The organism is Leucobacter sp. cx-328 (assembly GCF_014530035.1).
Classification (GTDB): Bacteria; Actinomycetota; Actinomycetes; order Actinomycetales; family Microbacteriaceae; genus Leucobacter.
The window spans coordinates 18,192-36,323 of record NZ_JACVMX010000003.1 but is presented as its reverse complement, the minus strand read 5'-3'; the positions used below and the strand labels follow the sequence as shown (position 1 = coordinate 36,323).

At 61.1% G+C, this 18,132-nt stretch carries 15 protein-coding genes and 4 tRNA genes; all 19 read right to left on the bottom strand.

Translation table 11 applies throughout. The features are described from left to right. Window positions 1–100: 100 nt before the first annotated feature. The 19 genes from ICL81_RS05015 to dnaG all read right to left on the bottom strand — a co-directional run bounded on the left by ICL81_RS05015 (window position 101) and on the right by dnaG (window position 18,131). The gene (locus ICL81_RS05015) at window positions 101–766 is read right to left on the bottom strand and encodes an ATP-dependent Clp protease proteolytic subunit (protein ID WP_188033861.1); all 666 of its coding nucleotides are present in this window, start codon (window positions 764–766) and stop codon (window positions 101–103) included. A gap of 32 nt (window positions 767–798) precedes the next feature. Beyond that, window positions 799–1,395: an ATP-dependent Clp protease proteolytic subunit gene (locus tag ICL81_RS05010; protein WP_188023996.1), complete on the bottom strand. Its 597-nt coding sequence runs from the start codon at window positions 1,393–1,395 to the stop codon at window positions 799–801. A 146-nt stretch (window positions 1,396–1,541) separates the two neighbouring features. After that, on the bottom strand, window positions 1,542–2,879 hold the full coding sequence (gene tig / locus ICL81_RS05005; RefSeq protein ID WP_188033860.1) for a trigger factor: 1,338 nt from the start codon (window positions 2,877–2,879) through the stop codon (window positions 1,542–1,544). Between the two features lie 49 nt (window positions 2,880–2,928). Beyond that, a tRNA-Pro gene (locus ICL81_RS05000) sits at window positions 2,929–3,006 on the bottom strand. Window positions 3,007–3,132: 126 nt separating this feature from the next. Further along, window positions 3,133–3,579: an SRPBCC domain-containing protein gene (locus ICL81_RS04995; RefSeq protein WP_188033859.1), complete on the bottom strand. Its 447-nt coding sequence runs from the start codon at window positions 3,577–3,579 to the stop codon at window positions 3,133–3,135. 111 nt (window positions 3,580–3,690) lie between these two features. Further along, a complete protein-coding gene (locus ICL81_RS04990) occupies window positions 3,691–4,893 on the bottom strand; it encodes an MFS transporter (RefSeq protein ID WP_223160594.1) in 1,203 nt (400 codons plus the stop codon). A 118-nt stretch (window positions 4,894–5,011) separates the two neighbouring features. Beyond that, window positions 5,012–5,458, bottom strand: a complete 447-nt coding sequence (locus ICL81_RS04985) for a MarR family transcriptional regulator (RefSeq protein ID WP_353055421.1) — start codon at window positions 5,456–5,458, stop codon at window positions 5,012–5,014. 176 nt (window positions 5,459–5,634) lie between these two features. Beyond that, window positions 5,635–7,194 carry a hydantoinase/oxoprolinase N-terminal domain-containing protein gene (locus ICL81_RS04980; RefSeq protein ID WP_188033858.1) on the bottom strand — a complete coding sequence of 520 codons (1,560 nt, stop codon included), beginning with the start codon at window positions 7,192–7,194 and terminating at the stop codon, window positions 5,635–5,637. Beyond that, the gene (locus tag ICL81_RS04975; protein WP_188033857.1) at window positions 7,191–8,309 is read right to left on the bottom strand and encodes a DUF917 domain-containing protein; all 1,119 of its coding nucleotides are present in this window, start codon (window positions 8,307–8,309) and stop codon (window positions 7,191–7,193) included. Before ICL81_RS04975 ends, ICL81_RS04980 begins: the two co-directional genes overlap by 4 nt. After that, window positions 8,306–9,697, bottom strand: coding sequence for a cytosine permease (locus tag ICL81_RS04970; RefSeq protein ID WP_188033856.1), 1,392 nt, complete (start codon window positions 9,695–9,697; stop codon window positions 8,306–8,308). The genes ICL81_RS04975 and ICL81_RS04970 overlap by 4 nt, the downstream gene beginning before the upstream one ends. Beyond that, window positions 9,697–10,302, bottom strand: a complete 606-nt coding sequence (locus ICL81_RS04965; RefSeq protein ID WP_188033855.1) for a TetR/AcrR family transcriptional regulator — start codon at window positions 10,300–10,302, stop codon at window positions 9,697–9,699. Before ICL81_RS04965 ends, ICL81_RS04970 begins: the two co-directional genes overlap by 1 nt. 75 nt (window positions 10,303–10,377) lie before the next feature. Continuing rightward, complete coding sequence (gene efeB, locus ICL81_RS04960) at window positions 10,378–11,805, bottom strand: iron uptake transporter deferrochelatase/peroxidase subunit (protein WP_188033854.1); 1,428 nt, start codon at window positions 11,803–11,805, stop codon at window positions 10,378–10,380. Between the two features lie 33 nt (window positions 11,806–11,838). Continuing rightward, a complete protein-coding gene (gene efeO / locus ICL81_RS04955) occupies window positions 11,839–13,065 on the bottom strand; it encodes an iron uptake system protein EfeO (RefSeq protein ID WP_353055420.1) in 1,227 nt (408 codons plus the stop codon). Between the two features lie 29 nt (window positions 13,066–13,094). After that, window positions 13,095–14,078: an iron uptake transporter permease EfeU gene (efeU, locus tag ICL81_RS04950; RefSeq protein ID WP_188033853.1), complete on the bottom strand. Its 984-nt coding sequence runs from the start codon at window positions 14,076–14,078 to the stop codon at window positions 13,095–13,097. Window positions 14,079–14,290: 212 nt separating this feature from the next. Next, window positions 14,291–14,364 (bottom strand) — tRNA-Gly (locus ICL81_RS04945). 190 nt (window positions 14,365–14,554) lie between these two features. Next, window positions 14,555–14,627, bottom strand: a tRNA-Asn gene (locus ICL81_RS04940). Window positions 14,628–15,160: 533 nt separating this feature from the next. Further along, a tRNA-Asn gene (locus ICL81_RS04935) sits at window positions 15,161–15,233 on the bottom strand. A gap of 134 nt (window positions 15,234–15,367) precedes the next feature. Beyond that, entirely contained in the window at window positions 15,368–16,213 is an 846-nt protein-coding gene (locus ICL81_RS04930; protein WP_188033852.1) for an ATP-binding cassette domain-containing protein, read from the bottom strand. Between the two features lie 76 nt (window positions 16,214–16,289). Next, entirely contained in the window at window positions 16,290–18,131 is a 1,842-nt protein-coding gene (dnaG, locus tag ICL81_RS04925; protein WP_188033851.1) for a DNA primase, read from the bottom strand. Window position 18,132 lies beyond the last annotated feature (1 nt).

Here is an 18,132-nt window from a genome sequence, read left to right as displayed (position 1 = left end):
ATCATCGTGAGATTACCATCGAGCCTAGTCGCACCCACTGACATTTCGAGATTCCGACGGGGTCGTGTCGTGTACTTGCCACGACCCCGCCGAGCATCACTTAGGCCGAAACTGCCTGAATCGGGTTCTTTCGGCTGGTGAGCACCTGGTCAACAAGACCGTACTCGAGTGCCTCAGAAGCGCTCAGGATCTTGTCACGATCGATGTCCTGGTGCACCTGCTCGATCGAACGGTTTGAGTGCTTCGCAAGCGTCTCTTCCGTCCACTCACGCATACGCATGATCTCGCGCGCCTGGATCTCGATGTCAGAAGCCTGGCCGCCACCCTGGCCGGTAGCCGGCTGGTGAATGAGAACGCGCGCGTTCGGGAGCGCGAGGCGCTTGCCCGGCGTGCCACCCGCAAGCAGCACGGCAGCAGCTGACGCTGCTTGGCCGAGGCACACAGTCTGGATGTGCGGGCGAATGTACTGCATCGTGTCGTAGATCGCGGTCATCGCGGTGAACGAGCCACCCGGCGAGTTGATGTACATGGTGATATCACGCTCGGGATCCTGGCTTTCCAGGACAAGCAGCTGAGCCATAACGTCATCGGCCGATGCGTCATCGACCTGGACGCCCAGGAAGATGATGCGATCTTCGAAAAGCTTTGCGTAGGGGTCTTGGCGCTTAAAGCCGTATGCGGTGCGCTCCTCGAACGAGGGCAGCACGTACCGTGAGCTCGGCATCATCAGACCAGAACCGCCTGCCTGCGGAATTGAAGTGTTCATCTGTTCGTACTCCGTGTCTCTTGCGTCCGTGATTACTTGCTGGTGCCGCCGCCGCCGGAAACCTCAGCAGCAGAATCGCGGATGAAGTCCACGAAACCGTACTCGAGTGCTTCTTCAGCGGTGAACCAACGATCGCGATCGCCGTCAGCGTTGACCTGCTCGACCGTCTTCCCGGTCTGAGCCGCAGTGATAGCCGCAAGGCGCTGCTTCATCGAGTTAATGAGCTGAGCCTGGGTCTGAATATCGCTCGCGGTTCCACCAAAACCACCGTGGGGCTGGTGCAGCAGGACGCGCGCGTTGGGCGTGATATAACGCTTGCCCTTGGTGCCTGCGGTGAGCAGGAACTGGCCCATCGACGCTGCCATGCCAATGCCGACGGTAACAATGTCGTTGGGCACGAAGCTCATCGTGTCGTAGATCGCCATGCCAGCGGTGATCGAGCCACCCGGCGAGTTGATGTAGAGGTAAATATCTGCCTCGGGATCTTCAGCTGCAAGCAGCAAGATCTTGGCGCAGATCTCATTCGCCATGTCGTCTCGCACCTCTGACCCAAGCCAGATAATGCGATCCTTGAGCAGTCGGTCGAACACACTGTTCGGTGCCATCTGATCAGCCATTCGGGGCTCCATTCGTCGAGTATCTGATTCGAGGTTATCGACTCACAGCGAATCTAGCGGCTCTGTTCGCCGTAGGCGTGAGCGATAAACAGAGGAACCCCTCACCAGGCGAACTGGCGAGGGGTTCCTCAACACGATCTACGTGCAGTGAGAGAAGATTACTTCTCGTCTGCTGCTACCTCTTCGGTCGCTGCTTCTTCAGCTGCGTCCTCAGCGGGCTCGTTGTCGACAGCGGTGAACTCGGTGAGGTCGACAGCGTTGCCGTCCTTGTCGGTGACCTTTGCCTGTGCGAGTGCAATCGCGAGAGCCTTGTTACGGGTAACCTCGCCGATGATGACGCCCATCTGGTTGCCCTGGCTGATTGCCTGGAGGAACTGACCGGGCTCCATGCCGTACTGCTGTGCCGACTGGAAGATGTACTGCTGGAGTTCGTTCTGCGTGGGAACTACCTCTTCAGCGTCGACGAGTGCGTCGAGGAGGAGCTGCAGCTGGATCTGGTCCTCTGCCTGCTTGCGAACCTCTGCGCGGTGCTCGTCGTCCTCAAGACGGCCTTCGCCCTCGAGGTGGTTGTGTACCTCTTCTTCAACGAGCTCCTCAGAAACCGGGATTCCCGCCTTCTCGATGAGGGTCGAAGTGAAGATGTCGCGTGCCTGCTGGCCCTGTGCGAAGACTGCTGCGCGGCCAACCTGGTCCTTCAGGCTGTCGCGGAGCTCAGCGATGGTGTCAAACTCGCTCGCAAGCTGTGCAAAGTCATCGTTCGCCTCAGGAAGCTCGCGCTCCTTGACTGCGGTGAGGGTGAGCTCAACCTCTGCGTCCTTGCCCTCGTGCTCGCCGCCAAGCAGCTGCGAAGTGAAGGTCGTCGACTCACCAGCGGTGAGAGTCTCGATTGCCTCGTCGGTGCCGTTGAGCAGGTTGCCTGCGCCGACCTCGTACGAAACGCCGCTTGCCTGGTCAACCTCGACGCCGTCGATCTTCGCGAGAAGGTCGAGCTCGACGAAGTCGCCGGTCTTAGCGGGACGATCAGCGGTCACGAGGGTGCCGAAGCGCTCACGAAGCTTGGTGAGCTCTGCCTCAACCGCAGCCTCGTCGATCTCCGCGTTGTCAACGGTGATCTTCATGCCTGCGTACTTAGGAAGCTTGAACTCGGGGCGAACCTCGACCTCGAAGGTAAGCTCGAGGTCTGCGTCCTTAGCCTCGGGCCAGGTCACAACATCTGCGGTCGGGCGGCCCATGGGCTGCTCGCCGGACTCTTCGAGAGCCGCGCGGAAGAAATCGTCGAGCGAAGCGTTCACTGCTTCCTGAACAACTGCGTCGCGACCAACACGCTGATCGATGATCTGCGCGGGAGCCTTGCCCTTACGGAAGCCGGGGATGTTGACCTGCTCGGCAACCGTCTTGTACGCGGTCTTGAGGTACGGCGCGAGCTCGTCTGCCGTGACAGTCACGTTGAACTTGACGCGGGTCGGGGTGAGCTTCTCAGCGATCGTCTTCGGCAATTTGGCCTCTCATCGTTGTGTTAGGGCTGCGAATCGGACCGGACGGCCCTGGTCGGGGTAACAGGATTCGAACCTGCGACCTCCCGCTCCCAAAGCGGGCGCTCTAGCCAAGCTGAGCTATACCCCGTAACCCTGTGGGTTCTCGGTAGTTACGCATTGAGAAATGAGCAACCTGGGAAAGTATAGCCGATACTCCCCCTTGGAAAGCAACCCGGGTAAGTTATCCGGCGGTTCCTGGGCGTGTCATCCCGCTCTAGCGCGGGAGCAGCTCTGCCATTGCGTCGAAGAATGACTCCCAGCCCTGCAGTACTGCCGACTGCTGCTCGGGGGTAAACCCGGGAGTTTCCTGGGTGAATTTCATCAGCGTGCCACGCTCAGAACTTTCAAGATCAACAACGATAACCGCACGCGATGGGTCTGCGGGCTGATCCGTCATCGTAAGCACCAGACGTGCGCCGGGGGTGACCTCGATGAACTCACCCACCCAGTCAATGTGATTACCGTCGGGGAGTTCCATTCGCGCTCGCCATTCGCGACCTGCCTCTGCGATGTACTCCAGGTGTTCAAGTGGAACACTTACGCCTCCTCCACCGAACCAGTGCGCGAAGGACTGACCCGTCGTCCATGCGGTGAAGACCGAGGTTGGTGCAGCGTCGAACTCGCGCTGAATTTCGATTCCAGATGAGGTGATGTCGTTCATGTTGCTCTCCTTGTTCAGGCAGGCAGGTTTTGCGGTGTCGAGCCAGGCTAACAGTGACCAGGGAAGAGAAACACCCCCTGAGCGGGAATGCTCAGGGGGTGTTCAGTGGGGTTAGGCCGCGTCACCTGCTCCGATGATTGCCGCTTCGGCAACCGGGTTGCGATGCTCTGCACCAATGGGAGCAAGTCGCTTATGAGAGAAGGCCAACACCAGAATCGCAATGAGCACTGCTGTGGCCCCGACCCAGTAGGGCACCGGTGCCCCGAATGCTGCCGCAATGGGTCCGGCTACCGCTGGGGCGATCGCACCACCAATAAATCGCACCCCTGAGTAGGTCGATGACGCCACATTGCGCGGGAGGTCAGTGGCTTCCATCACCGCTTCCGTGAGCGCGGTGTTAATCACACCAAGGAGCAATCCGCTCACAACGACGACGACCACGAGTCCAGTGAGGGAGTTTACAAACACCCCGAGCAACATGAGGCACACGGTGAGGCCACCAAGCATCACGAAGAGCACGGTCGCGAGTCCGAACCGTCGTGTGAGTACCGGCGCAACCAACACGGACGTAAGTGCGAGAGCAACGCCCCAACCGAAGAAGACGAAGCCGAGCTCGTGCGCGCCGAATGATTGGGCGCCAGCGAGCTTCGCGGCCGCCTCCATCGGGTACGGGCTGTATGCCAACAGTACGAAGAAGCCGAAGTTGTAGAACACTGCAACGAGCGCGAGCGATCGGAGCGCGGGGTTGCGCAGCGCGCGGAAGCTGGAAAACAGCGAGGGCTGCTCCCCCACTGGTACCGCTACCGCTTGCGCGGCCGGCTGCTTGGGCGAATTCAGGAACACGAGGATCGCCACGAGCGCAACCGCCATCAGCGCCGCGGTGCCAAAGAACGGCCCGCGCCACGAGATGGAGCCGAGCGCACCGCCAACGAGTGGGCCAACCGCCATGCCAACACCGAGCGCAGCCTCGTACAGCACGATGGCCTGGCGTGATCCGCCAGAGGCTGCGCCAACGATTGCCGCAAGTGCGGTTGAGATGAAGAGCGCGTTACCGAGACCCCATCCCGCGCGGAACCCGATAATTGCGTCGACCGAACCAGCGGAACCGGCGAGCGCCGCGAAGATCACAACGAGGATGAGCCCGATAACGAGGGTCCAGCGAACACCGAGGCGGCCTGAGACCCAGCTTGTGAAGAGCATTGCGACGCCGGTGACAAACAGATAGCTCGTGAAGAGGAGCATGGTTTGACTGGGTGATGCGCCAAGTTCATGGCTAATCGCGGGGAGGATCGGGTCGACGAGACCGATGCCCATGAATGAGATCGCACATGCAAACGCGATTGCCCAGACGGCGGTCGGCTGTCGCCAGAGTGAAGCTTTGGGTGGAGTCTCAGTATTCGTTTTCGTTCCTTTTGCTGATGGGCACGTGTGGTTACGCGACTTCGACGATTCGGTGCATGATTTCTGCCGCCCGGAGGAGCGTCACCTGATCATCGCTGGGCAGGTCGGCAAGGTGCGGAACCAGCACGGCTGCCGCATTGGTGCGGTAGTCGGCGAGGGCCTGAGCGCCGCGTGACGTAATGGTGACCAGTGTCGCGCGTCCGTCCGTTGGATCGGGCTCGCGCGTCACCCACCCCTCGCTGCCGAGCCGCTGCATAAGCGCTGTCATGGTGGGTTGTGCGACATTTTGCTGTTGCGCGAGATCGCTCACGCGCTGCGCGCCGTGGCGCTCAAGATCGGAAAGCACTCGCCACGCATTCGAGGAATACGCCGAGCCTGACTTCTTTCCAACGACGCGCGTCAATCGCGCAGCGGAAACAATAAATTCAAGGGCGAGCGCCTCAAGCGCCTCGCGTTCAGCAGCAGAAGTTTTGGTCACAGCATGCAGTGTATCAGATTTACATAGCTTGACTATGTAAATTATCACCAGCGCACAATGCCCCGAATTCTGGGCGCGGATCACCTCGCAGCGTATGCAAATCGGCCCGCTCCACACTGAGGTGTGGAGCGGGCCGTATGTCTTGCGCGTCACCGCAGGGCGGCGTCAGTGCGAAACTATGCGAGGCGACCGGCCGCGCGAGCGCGGACGATGACTGTGTCCTCCATGTAGGCGACGGGCAACTCTTCAAGTGAAAGAACCTCGACGGTGTCAGGATCCGCGCCCGCCGCAACCGCACGCGCAATCGCGTCGTCACGCACGTGCGCGACCGCCTCCTGGCGAGTCATCTCACGCAGTGAGAACACGCGCTCGGCCTGACCGGCTACGTCCCCGAGCGCCGCACCAACTGCGTTTGCCGCGCTCGAGTGCTCGGTGCGAATGACCTCTGAAACGCCAGCGAGGGCTGTCGGCGAGATCGCGGCGCCGCCACCGACGAGCACGATGGGCACGGGTGCCGCGCTCGGCTTTATCTGATCGATTGCTTCTTCAATGACTTCGCGGATCGCCTGATCGGCAGCAGTGATGACGTCTGCTGGCAGCTCAGGAGCCTGGCCATCAGCGATCTCAAGGCGACCCACTGCAACGGCGATATCGGTTGCGGTGACGGTTGATCCGCCGAAGACGAGCGCTTCGCTCGCGATGCGGTACCCGACACTGTCGGGTCCGAGCTTCATGGGGTCGCCTGCGCCGGTGCCGTTTGCGCCGAGGCCGCGCACGATCGTGCCGCCACCGAGGCCAACCGAGAGCACGTCAGGCATCCGGAAGTTCGTGCGAATTCCACCGATCTCTGCCGCGTGCGCCGACTGACGTGGGAAACCATCGACCAGCACGCCGATGTCGGTCGTGGTACCTCCGATGTCAACGACGAGTGCGTCTGAGACTCCCGAGAGGTGCGCCGCACCGCGGATCGAGTTCGTCGGCCCACACCCGATTGTGAAGACCGGGTACTTCAGCGCGTACGCGAGACGCATGAGCGTGCCGTCGTTCTGACCGAAGTAGATGTCTGCGTCGATACCGTGCTCGGCAAGCGAGCGCTCGAAGCCGGCGGCCATGTCGCCAAGGGTGCGGATCAGCGCAGCGTTGAGAATGGTCGCGTTCTCGCGTTCGAGCAGGCCGATCGAGCCGATCTCCACCGACTTTGAGATGGGAACATCAATGATTTCCGCCACAATCTCAGCTGCGCGGTGCTCGTGCGCCGTCGCGACGGGCGAGAAGACGCCAACGATTGCGATCGCGTCAACTTTGCCTCGCATGGCTGCAGCAGCCTCACGGATTCCGGCCTCATCGAGTGCACTAATCTCGCGGCCATCAAACTCATTGCCGCCGGCGATGATGAACGACGGCCCCTCAACAGCAGCTTGCAGGTCAGCGGGCCAGCCTTCGAACGGTGGCACGGCACTCGTTGCTGGCCCACCAAGGCGGAGCACTCCAACTTTGCCGAGGCCCTTGCGCTCGACGATTGCATTCGTGCAGTGCGTGGTGCCAAGCATTGCCGAGCGCACCTCGCTACTGGGAATACTGGATGCCTCGAGCACGAGGTCAATCGCGCGGGCGACACCGTCTCCCGACTGCGCCCGAGTTGGGGTCTTTACCGATGCAATTACTCGACGCTCCGCATCGAGAACGATGGCGTCGGTGTTCGTGCCTCCGACATCGATACCAATTCGGTAGCTCATGCGTGTGCCTCCTCGGTGGTTGCTGCCATCAACGTTTCCACGGGCGTGAATTCAACCTCGTAGCCGAAGTAGCCGGGGCCAGCGGTCTCGATGCCGCGTGCGGTGCGCCACTGCGGGTGGCACGGGAACGCAACAATCGTGACGCGTGCGCCATACCGCAGGGTCTCAGTCGTAATCGGGTGACCGGTGGCCTGATCGAGCACTGCGATGAGATCCGGGGTCACCGCAGCAAGGTCGCCGTTGCGCTGCGCCAGGAGCATTTCGTTTTGGAAGCTCAGTTCGAAGGTGTCGCCACGGTCAGCGCCCGTGCCAGCGAGCTCAGCCCGACCGCGGGTGAAGCCCCCCTGCACCGCGCGTTCGATCTCGGTCACCTTGCCCATGAAGAGACGGTACCCACCAAGCTTTTCGAGCATTGCGTCGGTACGCTCGTCATCGCGCAGCTCCGAGCTGCGGAGCATGCGGCCAATGTCACGCGCCATCGTCAGTGTGCCAGGAATAGCGCACTCGCGTGCGACGGCGCCGGGATAGGCGTAATCAATCATGGTGGCGGATCCGCCCATCTCGAACGTGATGACGCGCGCCAGGCGCTCCGACCACGCCCCATTGATCGGGTACGACAGTACGGCGTTGCCTTGCGCGTCCACGAGAACTGTCGCGCCGGGGCCATAACCGGCGAGGTGGAATGTCACCATTTGCGCCTCGGGGAACGCACGCCCCATTGCGTCACCGTCAACGATCGGCAGGCCACGCTCTGCAGCTGCGGCGATGGGGATCAGCGAGTTGCCGCCGCCGATTTCGATCGGCATGATGGCGGCGATACGCTTGCCGGTCCCCTGCTCGAGCATGTCGAGCGCGCGGCTGAGCTCGTTTGCGCCAGCAATCTTCTCAATAGACACTGACGGGGCGCCAATCATGCCGACAGGAACAACGAGCCCCTCGTCGTCGAGATCGGCGACCTGCAGTACGGGAACCTCGCCGTGGAGGCGGATCGCACGCTTCGCGTGCAGGGATCCGACATGTGGGTCGCCGCCGCCGCCGGTACCGAGTACCGCAGCACCAATGGCGATGTCGTCGATATCAGCTTCGGTGATGACGGTGAGGTGATCAGTGCTCAACCTTCAGCTCCTTCGGTCTGTGCACCCACGAGTGCAGGCGTGGTCGTAGCCTTCGAGCCAGCTGCTCGACGCACCCAGCCAATGACCATGTGCGCTGCGAACGCAACAAGGATCGCGTCGAGTGCAGGAATCGTGGTGATGGTCATGACGCCGATCCCGAAGCCATCGTTCGGGCTCGTGGTGAGCAGGCCGGCAACGCAGCCAATACCCCAGGCGACAAACGCCCATGCATCAACCTTCGGAACATCGGTGCTCCCGGCACGAAGGCGACCCTTCACGTTCGTGAAGAAGTCAGCGAGGTACACGCCGCCGTAGGGTGCGATGAACGTACCCATGAGCGAAATGAAGGGGATGAACGCGTCGTAGATACCAGCGAGCGCGGCGGCAATTGCAACAACACCACCGATGAGCGTGAGCGAGCGACGGCTGACCTTCGGGAACACTGCCGATAGGTTGAGTGCTGCCGAATAGAGGTTGTTCGTGTTCGTGGTCCACTGCGCGAGGGTCAGCACAACGATCGCGACGCCACCGAGGCCGAGCATGAAGAACATGCGCATGAAGTCTTCTGTACCCATCACGCGCGAGAGTACGAGGGACACGATCACAATGAGCGAGTTACCGATGAAGAAGCCAACAAAACCAGCAGCCATTGCCCGCTTCGGAGTCTTCGCCCAGCGCGCAATGTCGGGCGATACGATGACGCCAAACACGAAGATGCCCATGACGAGCGAGACCGCGCCGCCAAAGCTGAACGCAGGAGCGACGTCCTTGAACAGGTCTCCGGTGCCGAACTGCATGAACGCCATGATGACCGCGAGTGAGAGCAGCGCGATCAGCAGGGGCACGGCCCACGAACTCAGGCGCTGAATCGAGCGGTAGCCCCAGAGTGCGGTGAGGATCATGAGCGCACCGCCGATGACTGTGAACACCTGCACGGGCACGCTCATGCCGAAGAGCTCGTCGAATGCGATCCGCGCATTGTCGGCAAAGAAGCCGGTCTGCACGCCGAACCAACCGAGCGAGGAGATCGCCATCGCGACGGCGATGACGAGGCCACCAACGCGACCGAAGACTGCGCGCGAGAGCATTGCGCTCGTGAGGCCGGTTGCGGCACCAACATAGGTGCACGCCATAGCCAGCAGGCCAAGCAGTACAGAACCGAGGATGGTCGCAGCGAGCGCATCACCGAAGGGCAATCCGCTGCCGAGCGAGACGCCCATGATGGTGCCCGACAGATCGATACCGATCGCGATCCAGATGCCAGCGATCGGGAGCCAGCCCTTGCGCTCCGCGGCAGGGACGGTGCCAAGCTCGTAGTCGGAGCGGGCCTTTTCGGTCGGTGCGGCGACAGGCGCGTTCGCGGACGGCGGTTCAGTGGTGTGAGACATTACGAGCTCTCCTGGGATACGTGCGCAGTAAGGAACTGCACGAAGACATCCCATGTCTGAGTGAGGTGCGCATCAAAAAGCGCAGACGGATAGTGGCCCATCTGGAGGAAGAGTCCATCCAGGAGGCACATGAAGTGGGATGTAAAGGCCTCGGGTGGCAGGCTCGTGAACTGCCCCCGCGCAACGCCCTCGAGATATGCCTCTCGGACGGCTGCCGACAAATCCGCATCCCAAACTTGGAATGTGTCGGCCATGCCTGGCGCCTTCGCTCGATTGTGTCCGAGTGCGGTGCTCAGGTGAAATTCAAGGAGTTCTGGACGTGAACGGTAGAAATCGCGCACGCCAGTGAACAGTTGGTGGAGCCGCTCAATCGGTTCGAGCGCTGTGGCATCGCCGATACGAGTGGTGAAGTAGTCTCGGTGGTCACCGATTGAGCGCATATAGACCTCTGCATAGAGTTCTTCTTTGCTCGTAAAGTGTGCGTAGATCGATGGCGCTTTGATGCCAACATCCGCTGCGATGTCTTTGAGGGACGTCGAGGTGTAATCCGACTGTGCGAAGCGAAGCAATGCCGCACTGAGGATGCGTGAGCGTGTCTCTGCCACGATAACCGCCTAACTAATGTTAGTTAGGGAGTTTAGAGCGCGAGGACGGGCGCCACAAAATCTGAAGACGAACCGTTACTCAAACAACGCCTGACCGATGAACTCGTCACCACCCCGTTCAAGCCCGCGCGGAACGGCCCACAGACCTGAGCCGATATGGCGAATGTACTCATTCAGCAAATCACTCTTCAGGGATTGCTGCACCCGCACGAAGCTTTCAGGGTCCCGCTGGAACGAGATGAAGAACAGCCCAGCATTGAGCTGACCAAGCGAATTCGATCCATCAACATAGTTGTAACCGCGGCGAAGTAGGCGGACTCCCCCGTTGCGTACGGGATGCGCGAGCCGCACATGTGCCGCCATGTCGATCTTCGGGCTTCCAGCAGCGTGATCCATCGCGTCGAAGTCAGGTGTATCGAACTCATGAGCACTGGTAAGCGGCGCGCCCTCTCGCTTCGTGCGCCCAAAGATGCGCTCCTGCTCCGCCAGGTTTGCGCGATCCCACGTCTCAATGGTCATCTGAATCTTCCGAGCGACAAGATACGAACCTCCCCGAAGCCACTCGGGCGCTTCGCTTCCAACCCACACGTGGTTGGCAAGCTCCTCGGTCTCCTCCGCCATGACATTGGCGGTGCCGTCCTTGAAGCCAAAAAGATTTCGGGGGGTGTCTTGTTCAAGCGATGTCGACGCTGTGCGACCGAACCCTAACTGACTCCAGGCAAGATGCGCACGGCCTGTGGCGATCCGCGCCAAATTGCGGATCGCATGCACAGCAATTTGCGGGTCATCGCTGCACGCCTGTACACACAGATCACCGCCACTCTGCGTGGCATCGAGCAGGTCAAAAGCGAACGAAGGCAGCGGCTCAAACTGCTTAGGTAACTGGTCGCGAATGCCGAACGGGTCAGCCTCAGAGCTCACCGTGCCGGTGCCGCTGCGCTCACCGCCCACAAACAGGGAACGCCCGAACCCGAAGGTGAGCGTCAAATTTCCAGGGCCAAGGCCCGTCGCCTCACCAGTGTCATCAGGCGGCAAAAGCGCGTTCCCGGGTTCCATCCCTTCACCCACCTCTTCACCGCGTGAGAGCGCGCTCGCCGCAGTGGTCCAATCACGCAACAACGAGATGAGGTCGTCGCGCGTTGTGCCCGTGTTCATTGCGAACGCGGCGAAGTGCAGGCGGTCTTGCGCGGGTGTGACGATGCCAGCTTGGTGGGGGCCGCCAAAGTCTACGGTTGCCTGCGCGAGGGCTGCGGTTGATCCGCGCCCCCGCTGGAGAGCATTTCCGGCGACGCCACCCAGCGCAAGCCCCGCGGCACCAGCGCCGAGGAGTCCGAAGAGACCGCGACGCGACGGACGAGCCAGGGAGGAACTCTGGACTGACCGGTCGGGGTCGCCTGCATCTTCGGAGTGCGAATTGCGCTGCTGTCGACCCTGTGGCGCTGTGGGGACTGACAAATCAGCGGGATCGGTTGGGATGGGAGTGGTGGCGTCGTCGGAAAACATGGATACCTAGCTACACCTCTGGTTGTGCCGGCCTTAAGCCGAGACGACGCCAGCGGTCAGGCGCGACATCGGCTCGCTCAGCGCGGTGAGCTTTGCCGCCAGCTCGTTGCGCTGCGAAGCATCAACCGTGTCATACGAGACGAATCCTGCATCGAACGAACCATAGGTTGCGAGCAGCTCGAACATGTCAGCGAAACGGGCGTCGAGTTCGGTCGCGAGCTCCTCGCCACCGTTCGCGACGAGCAGGGGTCGAACAGTGTCGAATGCCACCTGGGCACCCTCAACGTTTGCAACGAAATCGTAGAGGTCAGTGTGTGCAAACTCATTCTCTTCACCAGGCAGCTTGCCATCAGGTGCAGCTACCTCGTCGAGCAGGCCCTTCGCGCCCTCAGTGATGTCTGCAAGGGTGAGCGTGAACTCAGGGCTTGCAACCTTGTCCTTGAGTTCGGTGACGTCCGCAACGAGCTGATCGCCGATCTCAGCACGCTGCTCAGGGGTCAGCGCGACGAGGTCGTCCTTCGGGTAGTGGTTTTTCTCGGGCTGCGAGTAGTTTTCGATGGCACGTTCGAGCCACAGATCTTGCTCGATGCGATGGAAGCCGGTGAATTCAAGGCCTTCCTCGATCGCGCCCGGTTTGCGGTAGTCAATCTTCGGGTCCAGGTCGCCGAACTGCTCTGCTGTCGGTTCGATCCGCTCGTAATTAATGCGCGCGATTGGGAACAGCGCGCGCGCCTCATCATCATTGCCAGCCTTGTACGCGTCGACAAACGCCTGCACCTCGGGAACGAGCTCTTCGGTTTGCGTCTTCACGTACGCGACATATTGCGCAATAACTGCCTCTTCCTCAGGCGAGGCGCTTACCGCGTCACCGCTGACGGTGAATGCCGCCTGGCCGACACCCGCACCGATCATGCCGGGCTTGCAGCTCGTGAAGTAGTCACCTGCCCCCACCTGGATCGTCAGCTCGCGGGTCGTACCTGGAGCGATGTTCTCCACCTCGCCGACGATCGTGAGCTCGTTGCTGCCGAGAACGTAGAACTCGTTCACCTTGGTGCCGGAGTTCGCCACCTGGAACGTGATGGTGCCTGCATCAGCGGACGGAGTCGACACCGAGCAGCCGTCGTCTGACGCCGCAACCGCGATGGTGGTCGCGTCGGCTGCACCGTTCGGCACGCAGCCGGTAAGCGCGAGCGTCGCGATGCCGCAGGCGCCTGCCGCGCCGAGCAGGCGAAGGGTGGAGGGAGTGTGCGTGGAAATCACGGATGGTCCTTTCAGGACATGAGGGAAAATTACGAGCGCGGATCAGCGCCGGTGCACGACTTCGCTGGCGCTGAGGTCTGGCCGGCGTAAGCCGCCGCTGACTCCCCTTGCTTTTCCGGCACCGAAATATCCGGGGTCTGCGCCGCAGGCTTCGACGAACGGTACGAGCGCATCAGGAAGAGCGGGAGAACAACGATGAGATAGGTGGCCCATGCCAGTACCTCGAGTTTGGTCATCTCGGGCGAGAAACCAATTGTGCCCTTCAACAGGACACCCAAGAACCCGTCTGGCGCGATGACGTGCGAGATCTGGAAGGCCCAGGCAGCCTCACCAAACCAGGTCGCCATCACGGGTCCTGCACTCAGAGGTACTGGCATGAACGGCCCGGGCAGAAGCCCGGCTTCCTGCAGGTCATGCACGCCATACGCAAGCACGCCCGCAGCGAAGATAATGAGCAGGACGCCACTCCAGCGGAAGAACACCGTGAGGTTGATCACGAGGAGCCCGCGGTAGAGCGCCCAGCCGAGTACCGCGGCGATGACGATGCCTGAGATTGCTGACAGAAAGCCAACGAGCGGAGTCGTGTCGCTCGCGCGGGTAGTGGCCCAGATAAAGAGCGCGGTCTCGATACCCTCGCGGGCAACGGAGATGAACGCTACCGCGGCAACTCCCCAACCGCCGCCCAACAGTGCTTTGTCGAGCTGGTCGCGGAGCTGACCACTCAAGCCCCGCGACATCCGCAGCATCCAAAACACCATCCAGGTGACCATTGCGACGGCAACGAGCGACAAGGTGCCACCAATTGCCTCCTGCGCCACAAACGAGAGGCCGTAAGCCCCGTACGTCAGCACAGCACCGACGATGAGCGACAGCAGGATCGCTGCGCCAACACCAAACCAAATCTTCCGAGCTGCATCTCGGCGACCGATCTTGTTGACGTAAGCGAGCAGTACGCTCACCACTAGCGCCGCTTCGAGCCCCTCACGCATTCCAATAAGTAGCGTCGCGAGCATGCTCCGGGCCTTTCACTTCAAACATCAGATCTATGCAAGGTGAACCTTACGGAGCGACTGTAGCAGATTCATCAGATGTTTGTGAAGCGAGTTGGGGATACTGAATCAGAGGCGGGTGCAGATTAGCCCAACGGGGAGTCCTTGACCGGCAGAGTGGACGCCGCTCGCTTGTCCCGCAAAACGCAAGAACCCCTGCCGCAGCAGGGGTTCAATGGAGGGGATGACGGGAATCGAACCCGCGTAGCCAGTTTGGAAGACTGGAGCTTTACCATTAAGCTACATCCCCATAACTCTGGGAGTTATGTAGTGCAGAAGCACCTCGATCAGCATAGTGGAAAAGCGCGGTTGCGCACATCTTCGTTTCGCCCCGCGTGTCGGAGGATTGCGGGGCACGCTCCCGCCAGGAGACTGAGGTCACACGGGAATCTCGTCTACTCAAACAAAAGACCCTCACCCGAAGGTGAGGGTCTAACTTGCTCCCCCGGCTGGGCTCGAACCAGCGACATCCTGATTAACAGTCAAGCGCTCTGCCAACTGAGCTACAGGGGATCATTGCTTAAGCAACGTTTACGATAGTAGCGGCCAGCGAAGCGCAACTGCAAATCATTCACCCGTGTCGCGCGTCGTGTCGGAAATTCTTTTCCAGAACCAACGACTTTCCAGGCAATCGAGTCCATCACCGCCGCAACCCACCGTGACAGTTCGTGTTTCTCTCTCGGAAACCAGATCGTCCAGCCAAACCGCTCCGGTGCGCCACCACGGCTGAAACTCTTGCCGTAGACATGCGATCTGACCTCAATATGCCATTTCAGCCCCTCTGGAACATATCTACGGCCGATTACATATTGGCGGCAAAATGCGGGAGCCCCCACGCCGCCCCCAGGCCACTCTTGCCACATGCCAAAAGCGCAGCCACTGCCTCGAAACAGGCCTGTTTTCCGAAACAGGGTCTTTCAGGCACATGAAACCATCAATCTCGGCAGAGACTGCCCTTTGCGCCGGGTTGAACCGAAGCCGGCGCCAAACCAACAGAGCAGGCGACAAAGCAAAAGACCCTCACCCGAAGGTGAGGGTCTAACTTGCTCCCCCGGCTGGGCTCGAACCAGCGACATCCTGATTAACAGTCAAGCGCTCTGCCAACTGAGCTACAGGGGATCATTGCCGAAGCAACGTAAACGATAGTAGCCCGCGCGAATGGGCCGCCGCAAATCACCACCGGATCCCGCGCGCGTCATCCGGGCGACGCTTCGACGCCACTCTGTGACACGCGTGCGTGACCGCCGTGCGGCCTACTCCATCGCGATTTCGTCGTACGCAGTGCTGCGCAACGCTTGCGCGAGTCGCTGCACGTATTCGTGATCCGCCTGTCGGAAGATCGCGTTAATGTCGCCCGCACCAACGATGGCGCCCTGCTGCATCACGAGCACGTCTTCAACAAGTGCTTCGAGCATGCCGATGTCGTGGCTAATGAGCATCATCGCTGAGTTTGTGCGCTCGTGATACCAGCGCAGCAGCTCAACGATCCGCGGCCGATTGTTTGCATCGACGCCGAGTGTTGGCTCATCTGCGATGAGGACGGGCGGTTCAAGCATGAGTGAACGCATGACGGCAATGCGCTGGCGCTGCCCCTTAGAGAGCTCGTGCGGGAACTGCTGCAGCGTGCTGAGCGGGAGCGCGACGATATCCATCATCTCCGCGATAATCTCACCCATCGCGTCGCGATCGAACTTTCGGGTGCGCTCAGATACTGGCTCAAGCAGCACGTCCCCGATGGTCAGCTCAGCGGTGAGCGTCGCGCCCTCATTCTGACTGAGGTAGCCGACATACGCAGTGAGTTTGTTTCGAGTGCCCTTAGATGCGCGCGAAAGATCAATGTCGAGGGTCCGGCCGGTGCCACCGGAGTGCTTGATCCGCGCTCCTTTGTCGCCAGCGTCCTTCCCGCGTCCCGCAAGGAACTTGGTGAGTGTCGACTTGCCTGACCCACTCTCGCCAAGCACCGCGAGGACTCCCCCGCGAGCAAGCTCGAAGCTCACGCCTTCAACAGCCTGGAAAGCTGCGCCGCCGTGCGCCGGATAGCTGAGTGACAGATCCTCGACAAAGATGGCCGGGTCCGCCTGCGGATTTGGGTGAGCCATGCTGCTACTTCCGTTCCGGGATGAAAATGTACGTAACTCACCCTACTGGCGGAAGCCAGCAAGGCTGCGGATCTCGCTACTCGTTTTTCAGGCTACGGCGCGCCGCTTCAAGTGCGACGAGCTGCTGCTGAATAAGGAGCGAGTCCTCGCCACCAGTGCCGCTTTGGCGCTGAAGACGGGCGAGAAGTTCTTGCTTCAGGGCCTGCAAATCACGGTCGAGAAGCGCAATCGTCACGCCGCGCGCATAGGTGCCGAGCAGATCAGCGTTCTTCTGCGGCAATGGCGCCACGGCAAGCTCACGAACCAGGGTGCGGTGCGATTCTGGTGCGGCCGCCACGATCGCGGGAATCCAGGCATCGCCCTGCCACTCTGGGAGCGCCGCAGCAAGTGCATCGCGCACCACCCGCAGATTCGGCTCGTGCACCTGCGCAGTCACGACCTGCGCAAGCAGATCATGACCGATCGCCGGCGCCTGCTGAATCATCGCCATCAGCGCGTCGCGCTCAAGCAGCATGGTCGGTTGGAACTGCAGGGTCGCGAGCGTTGGCCCGTTCGCCCACGGCTCTGGCTCCGTAGAAATCTCTCGCATAGGCGCTTCCTGCGAGCGTCCTGTGCGCACGGCATGCTGCACCTCAGGAAGATCCATACCGAGCATGCGCGCGAGTTCGCGCGTGTATGCGGGGCGGATCGACGGATCTTTAATACCAGCAACGATCGGCGCCGCTGCTCGCAGCGCAGCGATCCGCCCCTCAATCGTGTTGAGGTCAAAGCGACTGATCGCCTGTTTTAACGCGAACTGGAACAGCGGGATCTTGCGATCGAACAGGTCACGAACCGCTTCGTCTCCCTGGTGCAATCGGAGGTCGCAGGGATCGTAGCCATCTGGCGCGACTGCCGCGTAGGTCTGTGCGGAGAATCGCTTCTCCTCCGCGAACGCCCGCAGCGCCGCCTTCTGGCCGGCCTCATCAGGGTCAAAGGTGAAGATCACCTCTGCCGCGGTGTCATCGCCCATCATGCGGCGAAGCACCTGAATGTGATCGGGGCCGAATGCCGTGCCACAGGTCGCAACCGCGCACTCGACGCCAGCGAGATAGCAGGCCATGACGTCGGTATAGCCCTCGACGACCACCACGCGTTTACCGCGCGAGATCGCCTTCTTCGCAAGATCAAGGCCGTACAGCACGCGCGATTTATGGTAGACCGGCGTTTCGGGGGTATTCAGGTATTTTGGGCCTTGGTCATCGTCGTAGAGCTTACGAGCGCCAAATCCGAGCACCTGTCCGCTGGTATCGCGGATCGGCCAGACGACACGACCGCGGAATCGGTCGTACACTCCGCGCTGTCCCTCAGAGACAAGACCAGAAAGTACGAGCTCCTGCGGGGTGTACCCCTTCCCGCGAAGATGCGAGGTGAGGGCGTCCCAACCGCGTGGCGCATAGCCCACGCCGAACGTTGCCCACGCGTCACGATCGAACCCACGCTGCTCAAGAAAGGCGCGGCCAGTGCCGGCTTCTTCAGACTGCAGCAATTGCTCGCGATAGAACTGTGCTGCCTCCTGATTAGCGGCAAGCAGGCGAGCGCGTGGCGGGCCGTCTTCGCGGGCCGTTGGGCCATCCTCATACGTGAGGACGTAGTTTGTTCGCGCAGCGAGCCGCTCGACCGACTCACTAAACGAGAGATGATCGTGCTTCTGCAGAAAGCTAATCGCGTCCCCAGATTCACCGCAGCCGAAGCAGTGGAAATATCCGAGCGCGGGACGAACGTGGAAACTCGGGCTGCGCTCGTCGTGGAATGGGCACAGACCCTTCATCGAGTCGATGCCACCGTTCTTCAGCGCAACGTAGTCCCCTACGAGGTCTGCGAGGTTTGTGCGTCGCTTGACCTCTTCAACATCACTTGCTTTGATTCGGCCGGCCATG

Excerpts from the sequence above, each read along its gene's own strand:
- ICL81_RS05010 (WP_188023996.1), bottom strand. The coding sequence starts at position 1,395 with ATGGAGCCCCGAATGGCTGATCAGATGGCACCGAACAGTGTGTTCGAC.
- efeU (WP_188033853.1), bottom strand. The coding sequence starts at position 14,078 with ATGCTCGCGACGCTACTTATTGGAATGCGTGAGGGGCTCGAAGCGGCG.
- ICL81_RS04995 (WP_188033859.1), bottom strand. The coding sequence starts at position 3,579 with ATGAACGACATCACCTCATCTGGAATCGAAATTCAGCGCGAGTTCGAC.
- ICL81_RS04990 (WP_223160594.1), bottom strand. The coding sequence starts at position 4,893 with ATGGGCATCGGTCTCGTCGACCCGATCCTCCCCGCGATTAGCCATGAA.
- ICL81_RS04980 (WP_188033858.1), bottom strand. The coding sequence starts at position 7,194 with ATGAGCTACCGAATTGGTATCGATGTCGGAGGCACGAACACCGACGCC.
- ICL81_RS05015 (WP_188033861.1), bottom strand. The coding sequence starts at position 766 with ATGAACACTTCAATTCCGCAGGCAGGCGGTTCTGGTCTGATGATGCCG.
- ICL81_RS04930 (WP_188033852.1), bottom strand. The coding sequence starts at position 16,213 with ATGGCTCACCCAAATCCGCAGGCGGACCCGGCCATCTTTGTCGAGGAT.
- dnaG (WP_188033851.1), bottom strand. The coding sequence starts at position 18,131 with ATGGCCGGCCGAATCAAAGCAAGTGATGTTGAAGAGGTCAAGCGACGC.
- efeB (WP_188033854.1), bottom strand. The coding sequence starts at position 11,805 with ATGTTTTCCGACGACGCCACCACTCCCATCCCAACCGATCCCGCTGAT.
- ICL81_RS04970 (WP_188033856.1), bottom strand. The coding sequence starts at position 9,697 with ATGTCTCACACCACTGAACCGCCGTCCGCGAACGCGCCTGTCGCCGCA.